The organism is Mesorhizobium sp. B2-3-2, assembly GCF_006442295.1.
GTDB lineage: Bacteria > Pseudomonadota > Alphaproteobacteria > Rhizobiales > Rhizobiaceae > Mesorhizobium.
The window spans coordinates 47879-65984 of sequence record NZ_VFWA01000008.1 but is presented as its reverse complement, the minus strand read 5'-3'; the positions used below and the strand labels follow the sequence as shown (position 1 = coordinate 65984).

Sequence of the window (18106 nt, the reverse complement as noted above, 5' to 3'; positions counted from 1 at the left end):
AGGGCGAGGTTCGTTGCTAGGCTGATGGCGGCGGGAAAACGTCGGCCCCGCAGTGCCGGCGCATAATAGCGGTGGCAGCCTCGAACTGCTCTGCATCGACGGGGTGGACGATCAACACAATGCCGCCGTTGAGGATCTGGCTCTCGGCCCACTAATGCACGTGGGCTTCGTGTCGCCGGCCCAATAAGGCTGCCAGCCCGCCCACACCACCTCCGGAAGCCAACCCCGCCAGCAGCGCCGGAGCGGCTGCTCCGCTCGTTGCTGCCAAGACGGCACCGGCGCCGGCGAGCGACGCGACAGTGGCCGCGAGCGAGGTCGCAAGCGTGCGAACCTGCTGCCGATCGTCGCTCAAGCCGATCTCGATGCGAGGCAGCTGCTTGATGTCGCAGCCGACGGCGCCCGCACAGGACGCCGCTATCTCCTCCTGCGCCAGAAAGCTTATACGAGCGCGGTCGATCCCCGCGGCTCCCAACTCGCTTACAGCAGCCTCGAATTCAACTTCGCTTTGCAGCGCGCCAATGACCTCTCGCAACTCGCTCACTATCGGTATCCTCTAAACTTGCTTTCCTGTCTTGAAGGCCTCGGCCCGTGGCGCACACCGCGCCCGCCTCTCACGAGTAGTCACCGCCGCTCTGCTGAGTGAGGTTGCCGAGGTAGTCGCGCTTCCCGATCTTCGCTCCGAGGTGCCGGAGGATCGCGTGCGCAATCGAGATGTGGAAGAAGAAGTCGGGCAGCACCAGGTGCCGGATGTAGTCGTCTCCGCCATACCATCCGCGCACGATTGGCGGCGTCAGCTCGTATGTATGGGACTGCGCGCCGGCAATCTCGTCCGGCTGCACGTTTTGCAGGAAACCGCGAGTCTCAAGGAGCCGTCCCTTCAACGCTGGATACATCATCGGGGTGTTGCGGGGTGCTGGCGGGTCGCGCTGCATCAACTTCGCCATGTGCGCGTCGACCTTGTTGCAGCTTACGGAGAATTGTTCTCCAAAAGTGAGCATGTCGGGCGCGAGCCGCTCGCCAAGGATCCTCCCAGGCTCAAACCCCTTGGCCCGCTCGAGCGCCTGGGCACGGTCGAGGTAGTCGTCCATCACGTTCAGTCCATGTACCATGACAGGAACTGTGATGTCATAGACCGATAAGGACACGCTGACCTCCATGCGATCGTTGTATTCTGAACCGCGGTCGAACCCGAAGGTCGTTAACCGAAACGAATGTCACAATAAGCCCTTCATTCTTCCAGCCCGCCGGACAATGGCCTCCGCCAAACCGCGGCGAGAAGGGATCTCCTAAGCGTGAGGCGGCCTAGTGGCGCAGGACGGGATATCCGTTCACGTAAATCCAGTCGGTGACCTTGGCCGGCACGTGACAGCCCTGGCAATCGGTATGGTCGTTCGGTCGAGCTAGTCTTGAGCGGCTTGTCCGCGTCGAACCACGACCATCCCCACCCGTCGCCCCACAACGGGTTGCCGGAAAGGTTTCCTTGCTGTCTTTCACCATGACGAACCAGCCCTTCAGCCTGTCGGTATAGCTCACTGTGCCGGTGGTCATCTCGTTCGTCGAGGTCGCGAGGACCTCTTTCACCAGAACGGTGCCGTCCGGGAAGTGCCCCGTCTTCCGGTAGGCATCGATCGCCCCCCGAGGACGCGTAGACGGCGTGCATTTCCTTCGAGCTTTGGCCGCTGTCGGCGGCAATCGCCCAGCTCCCGAGCGCTTGGCAGAGGGTTCGGTAATCTGCCGGCACCCGCAGGTGTCCGGCCGCGTCCACCACTTTCGCGGTCGGGTCGGCCGGAGCCGCTCCGCTGATGTCAGCAAGCGCCGCCACGGTGCCGGCGATCGGCGAGGCGGCGGCAGCCAGTCCGACGGTCTTCGATAAATTCATGGGGACTCCTTTGCTGCCCGCGCGCCGCACGGCGGGCCGGCGCAATGGCTTCAATCAATGTCGATGCGGCCGCGGTGCTCGGCCGGTCGAGCAGACCCGAAGATCGGACACAGCCGACGAAATTAGAAATTCCCTTTGGACATGCATTCGATAGTCATGGGGTATCGTCGTCCAAGCGCTGTGCGCGCCGACGTTCGGTCCATCTGCGATCAGCCATCGAGGAGCGCGCCGTACTCTGGGTGCCGGCGGCGTAGGTGGGTATAACGGGCACTTCGCGATCACTCTTTTGCCATCGCGTCGCAACGCTTCGAAAACGCCATGCGCCAATCGCGATCCGTACCCCTGGCCGGACCGCTCTTGCGGCACGTCCGTGTGGAGCAGGGCGACGCGGCCGTCTTCGACCTTGTGGTACGCGACCGCGAGCGCACCGTCGCCCAGCGGCATTTCAAACCGGCTCATGGCTGGATTGTCCCGGATGTCGCTTTCCACCTTCTGTCTGCCTCGCTCATCAAGAAGTTAGCAGGCCCATCAGCGATGGTCTGCCGCAGCGAGCCCGGTACATAGATGCCGCTCCTCGTGTTCGGGGGTGTTCCATGTTTTCGGGCCGTCTTTTCGTCCGCTCAGTGATCCCGCTGTGCGGCCGCGCTGCGACGCGCACGGGATGACGGGCAAGGACTAGGACGACGACTTCAGTGAATCCGTATCGAACGGCAGGCTGCGCAGGCGCTTGCCCGTGGCGGCGAAGATCGCATTGGCCACCGCGGCACTGACAATGGCTGTCGCAGCTTCACCAATGCCACCTGGAGCCTCTGCGTTCTTAATCAAGTGCGTCTCCACCACCGGCACCTCGTCGATTCGCATCGGCAGATAGCTGTCGAAATTGCTCTGCTCGACGCGTCCATCCTTGAAGGTGATCGAGCCATGGAGCGCGGCGGTCAGCCCGAAAAGCGTTCCACCCTGAATCTGTGCTTCGATCGTATCGGGATTGACGTAGATGCCGCAATCAATCGCACAGACGATCCGCTTGACTTTGACAGAGCCGTCGGGCGCCACTACGACCTCGGCGACCTGCGACGCGTAGCTTCCATATGCGAATTGTACCGAAATGCCGCGGCCATGCCGCGCGGGAAGTGCTGATCTCCACCCTGCTTTTTCCGCGGCGAGCGACAGAACAGCAAGCGCTCGGGGATTGTGACCAAGCAATCCCTTGCGATAGGCGACCGGATCCTGCTTCGCGGCATGCGCGAGCTCATCAATGAAACTTTCGACCACAAAAACATTATGTGTCGGTCCGACGCCGCGCCACCAAGACGTGCGGACACCAGGAGGCTCGACCCGCACATAGTCGACGTGGATATTGGGCAGCGCATAGGGCGGCGCTGCAGCCGCTTCCACGGCATCGGGGTCCAATCCGTCCTTGACGTAAGGGGGATAATAGCGCGCCATGACTGAGGAGCCGGCTATCCGATGCGTCCAGGCAACCGGTTTGCCGGCCACATCAAGCCCGGCCGATAGCCGGTCGAGATAGTACGGCCGATACATATCGTGCTGGATGTCTTCCTCGCGGCTCCAGATCACCTTCACCGGGCCATCGACGTGCCTGGCGATCTTGACGGCGAGGATCGTCCCATCGGGTTCCAGCCTTCGGCCGAAGCCACCGCCAATGAGATGATTATGAATTTTGATTGCATCCTTTGGCAGGCCGGTGAGTTCGGCCACCTGAGACTGCGTGATCGTAGGCGCTTGTGTCCCGACCCAGATGTCGCAGCGATCCTTCTGCAGATGAACGGTGCAGTTCATCGGCTCCATCGCCGCGTGGGCCAGGAAAGGCACCTGATAGATGGCGTCAACCCGTTGCGCCGCCTCCGCAAGAGCCTTCCCTGCATCGCCATCGTTCCGGGCAACCGCGCCCGGCTTTTTGGATTCCTCCTCCAATTGTTTGACGATATCGGCGTTGCTGACCTTGCCGTTCGGCCCGTCGTCCCAGGTGATGGCGGCGGCCTCGAGCCCCTTCTTCGCCGCACCCGTGTGGTCCGCCAACACGGCAACAGCTTCACCGATATTGACCACCTGCCGGACGCCCTTCACCGTCAGCACGGCCTTCTCGTTCACTGTTTTCGCCTCGCCTCCGAGCACGGGCGAAATAGCAACCGCTGCGATTTTCAAACCTGGCAGCCGCGTATCGATGCCGTAGAGCGCGCGTCCATCGACCTTTATCGACGAATCCACGCGCTTGGCACGCGTGCCGATCAGGGTGAAATCCTTCGGATCCTTCAATTTGACGTCTGCCGCAGGCGGCACAGGCAATTTCGCCGCGGCCTTCGCAAGTTCGCCGTAGCTCAGATGCTTCGAGCCCGACGCATCGAACACGGTGCCGTCCTTGGCGCGGCAAGTCGCTGGATCGACATTCCAGCGCTTTGCGGCTGCCGCAATCAGCAGATTACGACCCACTGACCCTGCCTGACGCAGCGGTGTCCAGAAGGCGCGCACAGAGGCGGAACCACCTGTATTTTGAATGCCTATGATCGAATTGACGTAAAGCGCATGATTTGGCGGCGCATGCTGAACCTCAATTTCGTCAAGCTTCACTTCCAGTTCTTCAGCGAGAAGCATCGAGAGCGACGTGTAAACCCCCTGTCCCATCTCGATCATCGGAATGACCAGGGCCACGGCGCCAGTTGGATTGATCCGTATAAATCCGTTCGGCGCGAAAGTACCCGTGACCTCGTTTTCGACCACCTGCGACGCAGGCGCCGCGAAGACGGACGTCGTGCTTGCGCCGGTCAGCGCAAAGCCAAGCACCAAACCTGTGCCCTGAAGGAAGGCGCGCCGCGACATCGCTGTTTCTTCGGCAATCTGCTCTCTCGGGATAAGCCTGTTCACGATCTCAAACTCCCGCAGCGTGCTTGATCGCAGCGCGGATGCGCTGATAGGTGCCGCATCGGCAGACATTGCCCGACATGGCGGCGTCGATGTCGTCATCCGTCGGCTTCGGCGTGTCCTTCAACAGCGCCGCTGCCGACATGATCTGGCCGGACTGGCAGTAGCCGCACTGTACCACCTCCAGTTCCAGCCATGCCTTCTGCAAGGCCGCGCCCTGTGGCGCCTGGCCGATCGCCTCGATCGTGGTGACCGCGCTATCGCCGACGCTGTCAACCGGCGTCTGGCAGGAGCGGACCGGCTGACCGTCGAGATGCACGGTGCAGGCGCCGCACAGTGCCTGGCCGCAGCCGAACTTGGTGCCGGTCATGCCGAATACGTCGCGCAGCACCCACAAAAGCGGGATGTCGCCGTCGACATCGACCTCACGGGGTGTGCCGTTGATCCTTAACGTGAAAGCCATGCATGCCTCTCGGGGCTGGCGCTGATGGGATGCAGCCGGCCGACATGAACAACGGTCGGCCGGTTGCGTGGATCGATGGGAGCGTGCCGCTCAGGGACGAACGCGGATGACCGTTTTCCCCGCGCGTCGCTCGGTCGAGTTGAAGGTGGCGATCGCCCCGTCGAGGGTCGCGATGTTGCCGATGTTCGTGCGCAGTCGTCCGTCCCGCACCCGCTGGACGATCTCACCCAGTTGGGCACGATCGGCCTCGACAACGAAGTCGACCGCCAAGCCATCCACGGGCCGCGCGTCGGCCGGTCCAACGACGGTCACCAGCGTACCTCCGGCTCGGATCAGCGCCGCGGACCGCTTCTGGATCTCGCCGCCGATGACATCGAACACCAGATCGACGCCGCGCACGTCTTCCAGGATGTCCTTGTCGAGGTCGACGAACTCCTGCGCGCCGAAGTCGAGCACCTTCTGACGGTCAGCGGCGCGTCCGGTGCCGATGACGTAGGCACCGGCCTCTCGTGCGAGTTGCGTCACCATCGATCCGACTGCGCCGGCCGCGCCGTGCGCGAGGACGCTCTGGCCCCCCTGAAGACGGCCGTGCTGGAACAGTCCCTGCCACGCGGTGAGGCCCGAGATCGGCAGGCTCGCGCCCACCGTGAAGTCGACGTCGCCCGGCAGCGGCGCGAGATTGCGTGCCTCGACGGCTATATACTCCGCCAGGGTGCCGTCGCGATGCCAGTCCGCGAGGCCGAACACCCGCTGTCCTACCGACAGCCCCGTCGTGCCGTAGCCGAGAGCGATGACCACTCCAGCCAGCTCGTGACCCGGAATCGACGGTGTTCGTTCACGGTTGCTGCGATCGGTCCAGGTCGAGGGCCACGCCAACTCAGTTCCGACGAATCCCGAAGCATGAATCTGAACGACGACGTCGTTTATCGCTGCCGGCGGCTCGGGTCGCTCGGCCAGCTTCATCCCTGCCGTTCCCGCGGCCTGGTCCGTCACAACGATTGCCTTCATGTGAATTGTCTCCTCGGTTACTTGTCTCTTTGGTGGAAATGCTGCGGGATGGCGCAATGTCGCTCACGGACGAATGCGGACGATCGTCTTGCCCGTGCGTCGCTCGGTCGGGTTGAAGGCGGCGACGGCATCGCCGAGGGTCGCGATGTTGCCGATGTTCGTGCGCAGTCGTCCGACCCGCACCCGCTGGACGATCTCACCCAGTTGGACACGATCGGGCACGAGAACAAAGTCGACCGTCAGGCCGTCGGCGGGCCGCGCCTCGGTCGGCCCGGCGATGGTCACCAGTGTTCCTCCGGCTCGAATCAGGCCTGCGGACCGCTTCGCGATGTCGCCGCCGATGACGTCGAACACCAGATCGACGCCGCGCACGTCTTCCAGGATGTCGTTCTGGAGGTCGACAAATTCATTGGCACCGAAATCGAGCGCCTTCTGACGGTCGGCGACGCGTCCGGTGCCGATGACGTAGGCGCCGGCCTCACCTGCGAGTTGCGTCACCATCGAACCGACTGCCCCGGCCGCGCCGTGCACGAGGACGCTTTGTCCCGCCTGAAGGCGTCCGTGCTGGAACAGTCCCTGCCATGCGGTCAGGCCCGGCATCGCCACGCTCGCGCCCACCGTGAAGTCGATGTCGCCCGGCAGCGGCGCGAGGTTGCGTGCCTCGACGGCCACATACTCTGCCAGAGTGCCGCCGCGATACGAGTCCGAGAGGCCGAACACCCGCTGTCCCACCGACAGCCCTGTCGTGCCGTAGCCGAGAGCGGTGACCATTCCGGCCAGCTCCTGCCCGGGAATCGACGGCGTCCGCTCACGGCCGAGGCGATCGGTCCAGGTCGAGGGCCAGGTCAGCTCACCCGAGGTGAAGCCCGACGCATGAACCTGAACGACGACGTCGTTTATCGCTGCCTGCGGCTCGGGCCGCTCCACCAGCTTCATCCCGGCCGTTCCCGCGGCCTGGTCAGTCACCACGATCGCTTTCATGGGAATTGTCTCCTCGGGTATTTGTCTGTTTGTGGAAATGATCCAGCAATAGAAAGCTCGTTCGACATCTCATGCCCGGGGCCATGGCTAGTGTCCGAAGCATGCCCTCGCTTCTCGAACAGTTCGGTGGGGGGCAGGGCTTGAGCAGTGACCCATCAGCATACACCACGTTCGCCGTCGGGTCCGCTGGAGCCGCCTCGCTGATCTACGCGAGCGTCGCCACGGCGGCTGCGACCAGCGAGACGGCGACAGCCAGGCCGACAGTCCTCGATAATTTCATGGGGGCTCCTTTGCTGCCCACGGGCCGCAGGGCGGCTCAGTGCAATGGCTTCAAATCAATGTCGACACAGGCGCTTGTTCGGCCAGCCCCAGTGACCTTAGGATCGGACGCAGCCGGCGAAATTAGAAATTCCCTTTGGACATGCATTCGATAGGCGTGGGGTATCATCGTCCAAAAGCGCTGTGCGCGCCGGCGGCCCGTCGGGCCGTGATCAGCGACCAGCCCTCAAGGAGTGCGCCGTATTCGGGCGACGTAGGGGCCGACACATCAGGCCGAACCCTGTCTGGGCCGCCGTTACCATCAGCCGCGCTGCCGCCGCACGCGCGGGGCCACGGTCTCGGCAAGTTCGGCTGGACGCGCTTGCTGAGCCGACGCCGCGTCGCATCGCCGAGCGGCTGCTCTACGGAATGACTGAGCTGCATAACGGCGAGCGGACCCCCAAGGGCTGCCTAGAACTCAACGCCGCTTTGGCCTGTTCCACGCTCACCGAACCAGTCAGCTAGGAACTCGTGCGCAACCGCAAGCGCTTCAGGCAGCAGCCACGCGACCGGTTTGATGAGACGCTGGCAACGGCTCCCCCGCCAGCGGGCATGACCAGCGACGATGCTGCCTCGCTCATGATCTCACCTAAGCCAGGGCTTGGCCGTCCAGGCGAAAGCCGGCTTCTCGCGGGAGACCTCCCGTCCAACTTAGGATTCCGCCCTCCCGCAAACGGCCACCCTGCCGTTTCGTATGCGCCGCTGCCGGGCGCCTCCTGGCCGTTGCAGCTCGGCCGCCTTGTCCCGGATACGGTTGGTAAGCGGGCGAGTCATGTGTCTGGACGAACGGCGACGGATTGTGGATTCGCGGCGCGATCCGCAGACTTACTCTTCCCAGCGCGGCGGCATGCGGCCCGCCCGCGGCACTCCCGTGTAGGCCATCTGAGGAAACGCGCGTCGATGCACGATCTGACTGCTACGCCGTCCCACCTCGTCTGCCAGGGCGTGCAGCGCATGCGGGTGCACGATTTCATTCCCGACACGAACAACACCGCTTACCGCTTCTTCCATCGAAGCGGACGGTCGAAGTCACGGAGTAGATTTGTTTGATGCCGCTTCAACAAGCGCAATTGCTGCCGTTAGGTTTTCCCCTTACTTCCTGGGCTTTCGCGATCCGGATCTGGCTGGCGGCAATCCTGGCATTGCACGTAAGCTTCTGGCTTTCGATCGAGATGCCGTCGATGGCGTTAATAACGGTCGCAATCGTCGCCGAACCAACTCGCGGCCAAGCCCTTGATAAGGCAGTCTTTCGTGTGCTCGCAACGATTATCGGCGTAGCGGTTTCCATTTCCATAACAGGGCTTTTTTCCCAGACGCGGGATCTTTTGCTGATAGCTTATGCCGGGTGGATGGGCCTTTGCGTGTACGTCGCACTCCTTCTCGACGGCAATCGCGCTTACGCGGCGGTCCTGTCGGGCTTCACGGTGGCTTTGGTTGCGATCCAGGAGATCGACAATCCGGGACACGTGTTCGAGGCGGGCATGATGCGCGGCGCAGGAATCCTCATCGGAATCGCATCCCTAACGATTGTCAACGACCTGTTATTGGCACCCAACCGTCATACGAGGCTCGCGACGCAACTGGCGGATATCCATCGCCGGGTTGGGAACTATGCCAAATCGGCGATCCTTGGTGAGGTCACGCAGCCAATGGAATCCGCTGCTCTGCTCGCTGAAATTTCCTCGCTTCGGGCGGACACTTCGAGCCTGGTGTTTGAGTCGAGTAACGGCCCAGCTAGAAGCATCGCGGGCCATAACGCGGCAGTTGCGCTCGTGGCAGAGCTGCATGCCGCCCGGAGCCTGAATGTGCTCCCGGTGGTCGCTGATGAGGCAACATCGGAGAGGATAGCGCGCGCGCTTGAGCGCGACGAAAGCATACTCCCATCGTCGACGGCCATGTGGAGGGCCAATGCGAAAAGCAACACAGATACAACCGCATCGCTGGCCTGGACACTTGAGGAGTTGTTCAGGAGAGATGAGCAGGCTCGACAGAATCTTGCTGCCCTGCGCACTGACGAACGTCCTTCGTGGCATTGGCGTCCGCTGATCTATCGATCCCACCGAGCAGCGGTTGAGGGTGGTGTTCGAGCAGCGATCTGGGTTGCGTTGACGGGGATGTTGCTTGTGTATGCGGGCTGGCCCGCTGCGAACACTTCCCTTGCCCTCGTGGGAACCTTCGTCGGCCTTGGGGCAACTACGCCCAATCCACGCGCGACGACCGCCCTGGCGCTGGTGGCGGCGCCCATTGGCGGTTTTCTGGCGGGGCTTCTCAAGTTCGCCGTCCTCGATGGCGTTGACGCCTTCCCGTTGCTTGCGATCGCACTTGCTCCTCTCATGATCGGAGCGGGTCTCCTGATAACGTTGCCCAATCGCATAGTGGCGGCTCTCGGTCGATTTGTCCTCATATTCACCTTGGTGATAGTCTCGTTGACCAATCCGCAGACCTATAACGGACAGTCGTACATCTTCTTCTTTCTTTTTGCTTGCGTTGCACCCGGCGTGTTGTTGACGATGCAACTTCTTGTGCCTCCAGTCTCACAAGAGCGGCGGAAACGCTTGATGTTGTCATCTGTTCGCCAAGAGTTCGCTCAGGCGCCATCCCGCGATCGGCGACATGAGCCAGAGGAGGAGATGTTTCGTGACGCGGGAAGGATCGGTCAGATCCTGTCCGCGGGAGGGAACGCTCCGAATAGCGCGGAGACGATCGAGGAGGTGCTTTCCCATTTCGACCAATCTTCGATTATCCGGTTGTGCGACGACAAGCTGAAGAAGCTCGCCGGCGGGCCGTCAAGCGTCTTGGCTGAAGAGGTGCGTGCTTCGTTCAAGAAGCGCGCGCCGCAGGCACTTCGCGCCGCGGCCCAGCTCTTATGCCAGGCGTCGCCGTCAGATCATGCTGTGGCTCAACTCTGCGCCGCGCTCATGGTCGCGAGCTACCACATCGAGGCGGGGCTCGGACGACGCGTTCATCTCGGGGAGGCTGCCTGATGGCCCATACCTTCCGCGAATTGGTTATCGGCGGCGTTTTGGTCGCGCCGTTCATCACCTATGCGGTGCTGGCTCTCTTTGTCGTGCTTCTGATCAGGCCGCTTCTGCGCCTTGTCGGATTTTCTCGGATCTTCAGCAATGCGGCGGTTGCCGAGCTCAGCCTCTACGTCACCGTTCTGGGTCTGCTCGTCTTGTTTTTTTGAAGGAAATTTTTCATGCAGGCCGCCCGGCAAGATCAGACGATCGATCGAGGAGAACAACGGTCCGATTCTTTGTCGGGGTCGACCGAAATTGAAGCTGTGCCTGCGCTCAGTGCGGTTGCGCGTGCCAAATCCGAGGAGCCTCCACCATACGAGCAGAAGCCTGTCGTACTGCCCCCCAAGCCACAAGTCGCGGGGCAAAGAGCCATGACGTGGTTTGTGCGGGCGCTATCGCGCAGAGCTGCGACGTTGGCGATCTTCCTTGTGGCGGTGCTCGTCTCACTGACGGTATGGGACCAGTATGTAATCGCGCCATGGACCCGCGACGGACGCGTGCGTGTTCAGGTCGCAAGCGTCGCACCTCAAGTGTCGGGTCAGATTACACGGCTGCTGGCTGCCGACAATCAATTCGTTCACAAGGGCGACATCCTCTACCAGATCGAACCCTTTGATTTCGAAGTTGCGTTGCGCTCGAGCAAAGCGCTGCTGGAGCAAAGGGAAGCCGACGGTTACGTGAAGGATCTGCAGTCCGAACGGCGGAAGCGGCTATCGGATCTTGCCACCACGCGCGAGCAGCAACAGGTATTCGAAGGTAGCTCCCAACAGGCGAAAGCGGCGATCGATGCGGCGCGTCAACAGGTCGCCCAGGCAGATATCAATCTGAAGCGAACGGAGGTTCGTAGCCCGGTGAACGGCTATGTCACGAATCTTTTGTTACGAGTAGGCGACTATGCGCACGAGGGCGTCAGCAACATTTCCATCGTCGACACCGATAGCTTCTGGGTGGATGGCTATTTCGAGGAGACAAAGTTGGCGCTGCTGTGCATTGGCGATCGCGCCGAGGTCAAGTTGATGGGTTATGCTACCCCGATCGTCGGCCATGTGACGACGATCACCCGTGGCGTTAGCGTGTCCAATGCGGCGGCCGGCGCTCAGGGTCTCCCCAATGTTGACCCGGTCTACACCTGGGTACGGCTTGCACAACGAGTCCCGGTCAGAATCGCCATCGACAAGGTACCGCCTGGTATGCCGCTGGTCTCCGGCATGACCGGAACCGTAACGTTGCGCGACGGTTCTCGCGCTGAGGAGAAAGCATGGTTCTATCGAGCGAAGGCTGCGCTCGGGACGAGCCTCACTCACATCATAAATGGAGTATCGCCGCGACCTCACTGCATCGCGTCCAAGACTTGAGTGAGAGCGCGGCGGGGAGGATGTCGGACGGCCGATCATGCGTTTTGGTCGCCTGGGTATTACCAGATGAGCTCGTCGACCACCACATCCGCGACCGGCCCAACCACTCCTCGAGATTGAGCCGGCCGAGACGCGCTTCGCCCAATGTACGAGCGACTTTTTCCTTGAGCCGCCCTCCGAAATACCTGGCTTCGGGATCTTTCACGACCTTCCGCGGGTCGCCGGCAGCCTTCAAATAACGAGCGACGATTTCGTTGAACTCCGCTCGTTCCGGGCCTGCGATCTCGACGATCCCGTTTCGCGGCTTGTCGAAGGCCACTTCGGCGGCAGCAACGTCGTCAGCCGGCTGAAGCAGGCCGCCGGAATCCTCACGACGCCACCATCCATACTCGCATCGGCGATGCCGCCGAGGAATTCCAGGAACTGGCCGAGCGGATGATCGTGTAGGGAATACCGGAAGCCTCGACCAGTTTCTCCTGGGCGACTTTGGCGCGGTAATAGCCTTGGTCGGGTACCCTGTCGGTCCCGACGATGGACAGCGCGACATGAGGCCGAACGCCCGCTGCGGCCTCTGCCGCGACAAGGTTGCGGCCGGAGGTCTCGAAGAATTCCAACGCCGCCTCGCGGTCAGATGCCGGCACATTGGAGAGGTCGATCACCACCTGTGCGCCAGACATGGCTGCTTTGAGCCCTTCTCCGGTGACGGTGTTGACGCCACCTTTGGGCGATGCCGCGACGACCTCGTGGCCGCCCTGGTGCAGAATGGCAACGGTGTTCGAGCCAATCAGGCCAGTGCCGCCGATCACGACCATCCTCATGGCCTACTCTCCGTCGTCGGTCGCCGGACGCCAATCATCGTTTCGATGTGACGCCCAAGACAGCGACGATCCTCATGACACTGTTCAATGTATTGGTGAACCGTTGGCGCCCGAACTGTCGCAGGTGTTGTTACCGGTCGTGTCGGGGTGCGGGTTGCGTGCACCGAGGACGGTGAACAGGGTGGCGCCGAGGGCAAGTACCCCATATCCGAAGGCGATCTGCGGTATCGAGAACGTGTTGGACAGCCGGCCTGAAATGAGGCTGGGGAAGGCGGCGCCGCTGTAGCTGAGCAGGTAGATCACGCTGAATATCGGTGCGCGGTCGGCCAGGGCACTGCCGTGCAGCAGACCACGGGTGGCGGCGCTGATGGCGATGCCTTGGCCGGCGCCCGCGACAATGGTTGCGATGATGAACAATCCCAGTGTGCCGGCGGAGATCGCCGCGATGATGCCGATCATTCCGGCCAGGAAGGTGATCATGCCGAGGCGTTGGGCTGCCGCGGATGTGAATCGGCCGCCGATCGGCGCGCCGAGAACGCTGGGGGTCATATAGGCGGCGAACACCAATCCGAGGATGAGCGGGCTGCGGGTGTGGAGTTGATCTTCGACCAGCGCAGGCACGAAGGCCTGGTAGAAGGCTCCGGCCGCCCAGGTGGCCAGGAACACCGCTGCCGCGACAGGGAGCAGATGCCTGACCCGGGCCGGTAGGTGGACCCGGGGTTGCAGCGATCGCCAAGCACCCTGCGTCGGAGTCGCTGTTTCGGGGCTGATGGCGATGAGTGCGGCAGACACCAACAGAAAGCCGATGCAAACCAGGTAGATGAGCTCGCGTGGCCAGGGGCCGAACTGGACCAGAGCGCCGGAGGCGATTGCCCCGACAGCGAGGCCGAGCATCGGTCCCTGGCTGGAGGCGACGGAGGCCAGCCATTCTGGCCTGCTGGGCGCGGCGTCGACAATGTAGGAGGTCAGGCTGCTGCTGGCTAACCCGGTACCGACGCCCACCAGCAGCCGACCGGCCAGCAGGGTGCCGACGTCGTGCACATTCAGCAACAGCAGACAGCCCAGCAGGAGCAGGCTGAGGCTAGCGATCGCAGTGAGCCGGCGGCCCAGATGATTGGACAGTCGTCCCAGCACCAACAGTGCGGCGATCGTGCCGACGGCATAGGCGACGACGGCCATCGAGATGCTGGCGTTGGTGAAGCCGTCCTGCGCCCGATAGATGTTGTACAGGGGGATCGGCGCGGCCGCCGCGGCAAACGAGGCCACCAGGGAGACTACCGCAGATAAGAATGCCAGCCGGAGCATTCCGTCCCGGCGAGCCTCGTTGATCACTGGCGCCACGTTCTGCATCGAGCCGTGCATCCTTCGTCTCCCGGGAATTTGGGCGCGCAGGTCCAAAATCTGCGACCAGGCAGTTTCACCAAGTGGCGGTGATCGTCGACGCCAGGCCCAAGAGTGGCTCCATCGCCGAGAGCTGCCGTGGCGCACCTATGTCAGGCAGGCTGTCGCACTGCCGTCCCTTGATTGTTGTCGATAATATAGCGCCAGAACCCATCCGCGCCGCGGCGCATGATGTCGCTCGCTGTGCCATGCAGGTGTACGTGCTTGCCGTCGGGACCTGTGCCATCAATTGACCAGTCCAACACGATCTGGGCGGTATCGCCGGCAACGAACACATGGCGCACATTTGCCTTCAGCGGCAGGCCGAGCTTGATGTCGTGCTCGATTATGGCAGCGATCTCTGCGCGATCAGTGATCGTTCGACCGTCGTTCGCAACGAACACGGCCTCCGGGGCGTACATGGCCATCTGATTGCTGACCTCGCCCGAGTTAAACCGCTTAACCAGCGACGGGATAATGTCTTCGGGTTCAGTTGGGAGTGGAAAGGTCTCGGACATCAGGGGTCTCCTGTTTTGAGCTGGGCGCTACTCGATGAGATTTGCGAATGCCGCAGTTACTGATCGCAGCGCCGGACAAATTTTTCCAATAGCCGGCCCATATGGTTTCCATAGTGGTGGGGAATAGCGCGACGGAAGTCCTCGCTAGCCTTCGCAAATCAAGCCAGGTAACGCCGGCCGCCGCGTCACGCCGGGCGATAACAATCGTCTATCGATTCAATGGCGAGAGGTGATTTCCTCGCCAAAGGTTCGACCTCCATGGTGTTTAAGCGTGCCGTGTGCAGTGCGGATAGTTCCATCGATGGTGTTCGGAATTCCAGGCAAAGCCGGGTTGGGTAAGCACGCTCGTAGAGATTCGGTGCGCGGTCGAATTTGAGACGCGAGGATGATTTGCCGAGGGCCGAGGTCTGGGGGAATGAGATGCGCCAATCTCCGTTGTTTAGCTCGCGCCTGGCACCTCGGCCCGGTCTCCGCGGCCAGTAGGGATAGTCAGTGGAGATTGCAGAAGCTATCTTTCCGATATTGGTAATACTGGCGTTGGGCATCGCGACCGCCGTCTTGTCGCGCATGGTCAAAGTGAACCCGATCGTTGGTTACCTGTTCCTCGGCATGGTCGTGTCCGCCGTTCGCCCCGAGCTTCTTTCGGCTGGAGGAACGGTTCACCTGCTCGCCGAGCTTGGAGTTGTTTTCCTGCTCTTCGATATCGGCCTTCATTTCTCAGCGGCGCACGTCCGCCGCGAGGCGGGCGACATCTTCGGATTCGGGCCGCTTCAGGTCGGTGCGTCGGCGATCCTCATCGGTGGCTGCGCATGGGCGCTCGGCTTGTCGGCAATCGCTGCGCTCGTTGTCGGCACTACACTGGCGCTTTCATCGACCGCGATCGTAGCGGGAGTCATTGCCGATCGTCGGCAGCAAAACTGTCCGGTCGCACTCACGGCTATAGCGATCCTGATCTTTCAGGATGTCGCCGCCATCTTTCTTCTCATCCTGACGTCGACGCCGGCGAATAGCTCCGCATTCCTGGCCATGCTCGCGGCCTTGGTGAAGACGGTGGTAGCGATTGCGGTGGCGCTGCTCTCGGCCCGCTTCATCGTCCGCCCGCTCTTCGCCATCCTCTCGCGGCACGGAGGCGAGGAGGTCTTCACCGCTACAGCCCTGCTGATCGCGCTCGCCGCCGGCTGGTCGGCTGCCATGGTCGGCCTGTCGATGACACTCGGCGCCTTTCTGGGTGGGATGATGGTGGCGGAGAGTCCGTTCAAGGCGAGCGTGCGCTCGGAAATCGGCCCTTTCCGAGGTCTCCTGGTCAGCTTCTTTTTCCTGTCGACCGGCGCTTCGCTGGACCGCGCCGTGATCACGAGCGCCTGGGCCGCGATCGTCGTCATGGCGGTCGGGATCATCGCGCTGAAGTCGGCCGGCAACATCCTCGCGAGCTTGGCCTTCCGATGGTCTGTGCCCGGCTCGATCCAATTGGGGGTATTGATGGCAGGCGGCTCGGAATTCGCCTTCGTGGTGTTTGCGATGCCCGGCGTTCGCGCGCGCGTCGGCGACGCTACGGTCGCGCAGCTCATCGCAGCCGTTGCTCTCACGCTCGCCGCAACCCCGGCGCTTGCCTATATCGGCCGGAACATTGCCGGACGTTTGCGGACGCGCGCGACACGCAAGATGCAAACCGAGATGGTACCACAGGGAAAGATCAACCCGGTCATCATCGTCGGCATGGGAGATGTCGGGCGGACGATCGCGGACGCGCTTGAGGAGTTTGACATTGGCTATGACGCTGTCGAACGCGATGGCGCCCGACTTCGCGACGCCATAGCCGACGGCTACAATGCTTCCTTCGGGGATGCGTCGGATGCGAGGCTTTGGCGTGCCTTCGACCTGGGCGGCCGACAGTTCAGCGTGATGACGGCCTCCTCGATCGCGGCTGCCCGGGACTGGATACCGTCGTCTCTGGCGCTCTACCCGGACCTTCACCGGCTCTGGGTGACACGCACCGACGACGAGGCCGCGCAGCTCAATGAGCTTGGACTCGAAGCAGTGGTTTCGCCCGACGAATCTCACGGCCTTGAAGCGGCTCAAGCGCTGCTTACCGCGTTCGGAATCGCACCTGATGCCGTCTCCGCCTGGGCGGACCGGCAACGGGCCCGGATCACGAGCCCCTTGGCCGCGTAATACGGGCGCTGCCGTCTATTCCACCGGCACGATCGGTCGTCCACCGCGGATGATGTGCCGAGTTTGGTCCGCTACCTCAAATCTTCGGCAAAGTACTGACGACCAGATTCCGCGATCGGCCCGCTAGCGTCGATGGCGTGCTCTTCTGCACGATAAATGTAATCGTGGGCTTCTCGCCGTTACTTCAACGTAGCAAGATAGGCAACGAGGTCCGCCCGATCCGTCGCGTTCTTCAGCCCTGCGTAGGGCATCCTGTTTCCGGGAACCACCTTCTGTGGCGATTCCAGATACGCATCGAGGATCTTCGCATCCCAGACCATCCCGAACGTCTTCATCGCGTTACTGTAACGGAAGCCGGGAACCGCACCCGCCTTCCTGCCGATGATTCCTCCCAGGCCCGGTCCGACGCGATTGGCATGGTCCGTCGCATGGCATGCCGCGCAGGATTTGAAGATGGTTTTTCCGTGCTCGGCGTCCTGCGCGTAGCCATGATTCACGGTTGCTCCCGCAAGTACGAGTACCGCGACAAACGCACCGATCTTTCCTGGGCCTTTCATTGGGTACGTCCTTTCTTTTAGTCGCACTCAGAGGTGGCGCGGCCGCGGCGGTCAGTCCCGCCTTGAAGAACTGCTCGGGTGTGAGCGGCAATTGGTAGCCCAGTTGAGGCTTACCCTCTCGCCAGGGGCCGCGCGTATAAAGGCGCGCGCCCTTGCCGAAACCACCTGCCAGTTGTCGGTCGATGTAGGCCGCAAGGCCGCAATCGAGGCCGCCGGGTATCAGTGCATCCGCAGGACCCATCACGTTGATCAGGACCTCGACGAAGCCGGCTTCGTCCGGACCGAAGGACAGATAGCTGGACATGGGCGGCGGCAACTTGACGGCGATAGTACTCGCGGAAGCATCCACGGGGGGAGGAGGCCGGTTCGGATGCTTCCGCGAGAGCCGCGGTCGTCGCGGTGGTTCCTATCACGACAGCCGGTGCCAGCGAAGCAGCGCCCGTGGCAGCGGCAACGCTGAGAAAGCCTCGACGGCTCGGATGGAAGGTTTTGTCGCTCTGGTCATTGGTCATCGGAGTTGGAGTCCACTTTTTCATCGCGGCATAATCGTGTGATCATTGATGCGCGGCGGCCCCTCCGCCCCGGCCGAAGTATCGATCGCTTCCTGCCGAGATCAGGATCGAACGCAGCGGACGAAATTAGAAATTCCCTTTGGACATGCATTCGATTGCCCGAGGTATCGTCGGAAAAAGCGCGCGCGCCGGCGTCCCGTCAGCCTGCGGTCAGCCATAGAGGAGCGCGCCGCGCGCGGGGTGCC

General features: G+C 62.4%; 15 protein-coding genes and 1 pseudogene. 4 read left to right on the top strand and 12 right to left on the bottom strand.

The window, feature by feature from the left end:
* Window positions 1-151: 151 nt before the first annotated feature.
* The 8 genes from FJ964_RS19105 to FJ964_RS19070 form a co-directional block, all read right to left on the bottom strand.
* Complete coding sequence (locus tag FJ964_RS19105; RefSeq protein WP_140551835.1) at window positions 152-541, bottom strand: hypothetical protein; 390 nt, start codon at window positions 539-541, stop codon at window positions 152-154.
* 70 nt (window positions 542-611) lie between these two features.
* Window positions 612-1157: a DUF1993 family protein gene (locus FJ964_RS19100; protein WP_140551834.1), complete on the bottom strand. Its 546-nt coding sequence runs from the start codon at window positions 1155-1157 to the stop codon at window positions 612-614.
* Between the two features lie 145 nt (window positions 1158-1302).
* Entirely contained in the window at window positions 1303-1692 is a 390-nt protein-coding gene (locus FJ964_RS19095) for a cytochrome P460 family protein (protein ID WP_181172529.1), read from the bottom strand.
* Window positions 1693-1933: 241 nt separating this feature from the next.
* Window positions 1934-2323, bottom strand: coding sequence for an N-acetyltransferase (locus FJ964_RS31215; protein WP_246676200.1), 390 nt, complete (start codon window positions 2321-2323; stop codon window positions 1934-1936).
* A 231-nt stretch (window positions 2324-2554) separates the two neighbouring features.
* Complete coding sequence (locus tag FJ964_RS19085) at window positions 2555-4762, bottom strand: molybdopterin cofactor-binding domain-containing protein (RefSeq protein WP_318013069.1); 2208 nt, start codon at window positions 4760-4762, stop codon at window positions 2555-2557.
* 4 nt (window positions 4763-4766) lie between these two features.
* Window positions 4767-5222, bottom strand: a complete 456-nt coding sequence (locus FJ964_RS19080) for a (2Fe-2S)-binding protein (protein WP_140551832.1) — start codon at window positions 5220-5222, stop codon at window positions 4767-4769.
* 90 nt (window positions 5223-5312) lie between these two features.
* Complete coding sequence (locus tag FJ964_RS19075) at window positions 5313-6230, bottom strand: NADP-dependent oxidoreductase (RefSeq protein WP_140551831.1); 918 nt, start codon at window positions 6228-6230, stop codon at window positions 5313-5315.
* Between the two features lie 63 nt (window positions 6231-6293).
* Entirely contained in the window at window positions 6294-7211 is a 918-nt protein-coding gene (locus tag FJ964_RS19070) for an NADP-dependent oxidoreductase (protein ID WP_140551830.1), read from the bottom strand.
* A 1367-nt stretch (window positions 7212-8578) separates the two neighbouring features.
* On the opposite strand from FJ964_RS19070, the gene FJ964_RS19060 reads away from it, so the two are divergent.
* The 3 genes from FJ964_RS19060 (at window position 8579) to FJ964_RS19050 (ending at window position 11904) form a co-directional block, all read left to right on the top strand.
* The gene (locus tag FJ964_RS19060; RefSeq protein ID WP_140551829.1) at window positions 8579-10513 is read left to right on the top strand and encodes an FUSC family protein; all 1935 of its coding nucleotides are present in this window, start codon (window positions 8579-8581) and stop codon (window positions 10511-10513) included.
* Window positions 10513-10716 carry a DUF1656 domain-containing protein gene (locus FJ964_RS19055; protein WP_140551828.1) on the top strand — a complete coding sequence of 68 codons (204 nt, stop codon included), beginning with the start codon at window positions 10513-10515 and terminating at the stop codon, window positions 10714-10716. Before FJ964_RS19060 ends, FJ964_RS19055 begins: the two co-directional genes overlap by 1 nt.
* A gap of 204 nt (window positions 10717-10920) precedes the next feature.
* A complete protein-coding gene (locus FJ964_RS19050) occupies window positions 10921-11904 on the top strand; it encodes an HlyD family secretion protein (protein ID WP_224713262.1) in 984 nt (327 codons plus the stop codon).
* A 91-nt stretch (window positions 11905-11995) separates the two neighbouring features.
* Here FJ964_RS19050 and FJ964_RS19045 read toward each other — a convergent pair.
* The 3 genes and pseudogenes from FJ964_RS19045 to FJ964_RS19035 form a co-directional block, all read right to left on the bottom strand.
* Window positions 11996-12722: pseudogene (locus FJ964_RS19045) on the bottom strand (SDR family oxidoreductase); the annotation flags it as partial.
* A gap of 84 nt (window positions 12723-12806) precedes the next feature.
* Window positions 12807-14084, bottom strand: a complete 1278-nt coding sequence (locus FJ964_RS19040) for an MFS transporter (protein WP_140551826.1) — start codon at window positions 14082-14084, stop codon at window positions 12807-12809.
* 131 nt (window positions 14085-14215) lie between these two features.
* Complete coding sequence (locus FJ964_RS19035; protein WP_140551825.1) at window positions 14216-14620, bottom strand: DUF4440 domain-containing protein; 405 nt, start codon at window positions 14618-14620, stop codon at window positions 14216-14218.
* 492 nt (window positions 14621-15112) lie between these two features.
* Between FJ964_RS19035 and FJ964_RS19030 the strand changes: the two genes are divergently transcribed.
* A complete protein-coding gene (locus FJ964_RS19030) occupies window positions 15113-16792 on the top strand; it encodes a cation:proton antiporter (protein WP_140551824.1) in 1680 nt (559 codons plus the stop codon).
* A gap of 179 nt (window positions 16793-16971) precedes the next feature.
* Here the strand turns inward: FJ964_RS19030 and FJ964_RS19025 are convergent, their stop codons facing one another.
* The gene (locus tag FJ964_RS19025) at window positions 16972-17349 is read right to left on the bottom strand and encodes a cytochrome c family protein (protein WP_140551823.1); all 378 of its coding nucleotides are present in this window, start codon (window positions 17347-17349) and stop codon (window positions 16972-16974) included.
* Between the last annotated feature and the right edge of the window lie 757 nt (window positions 17350-18106).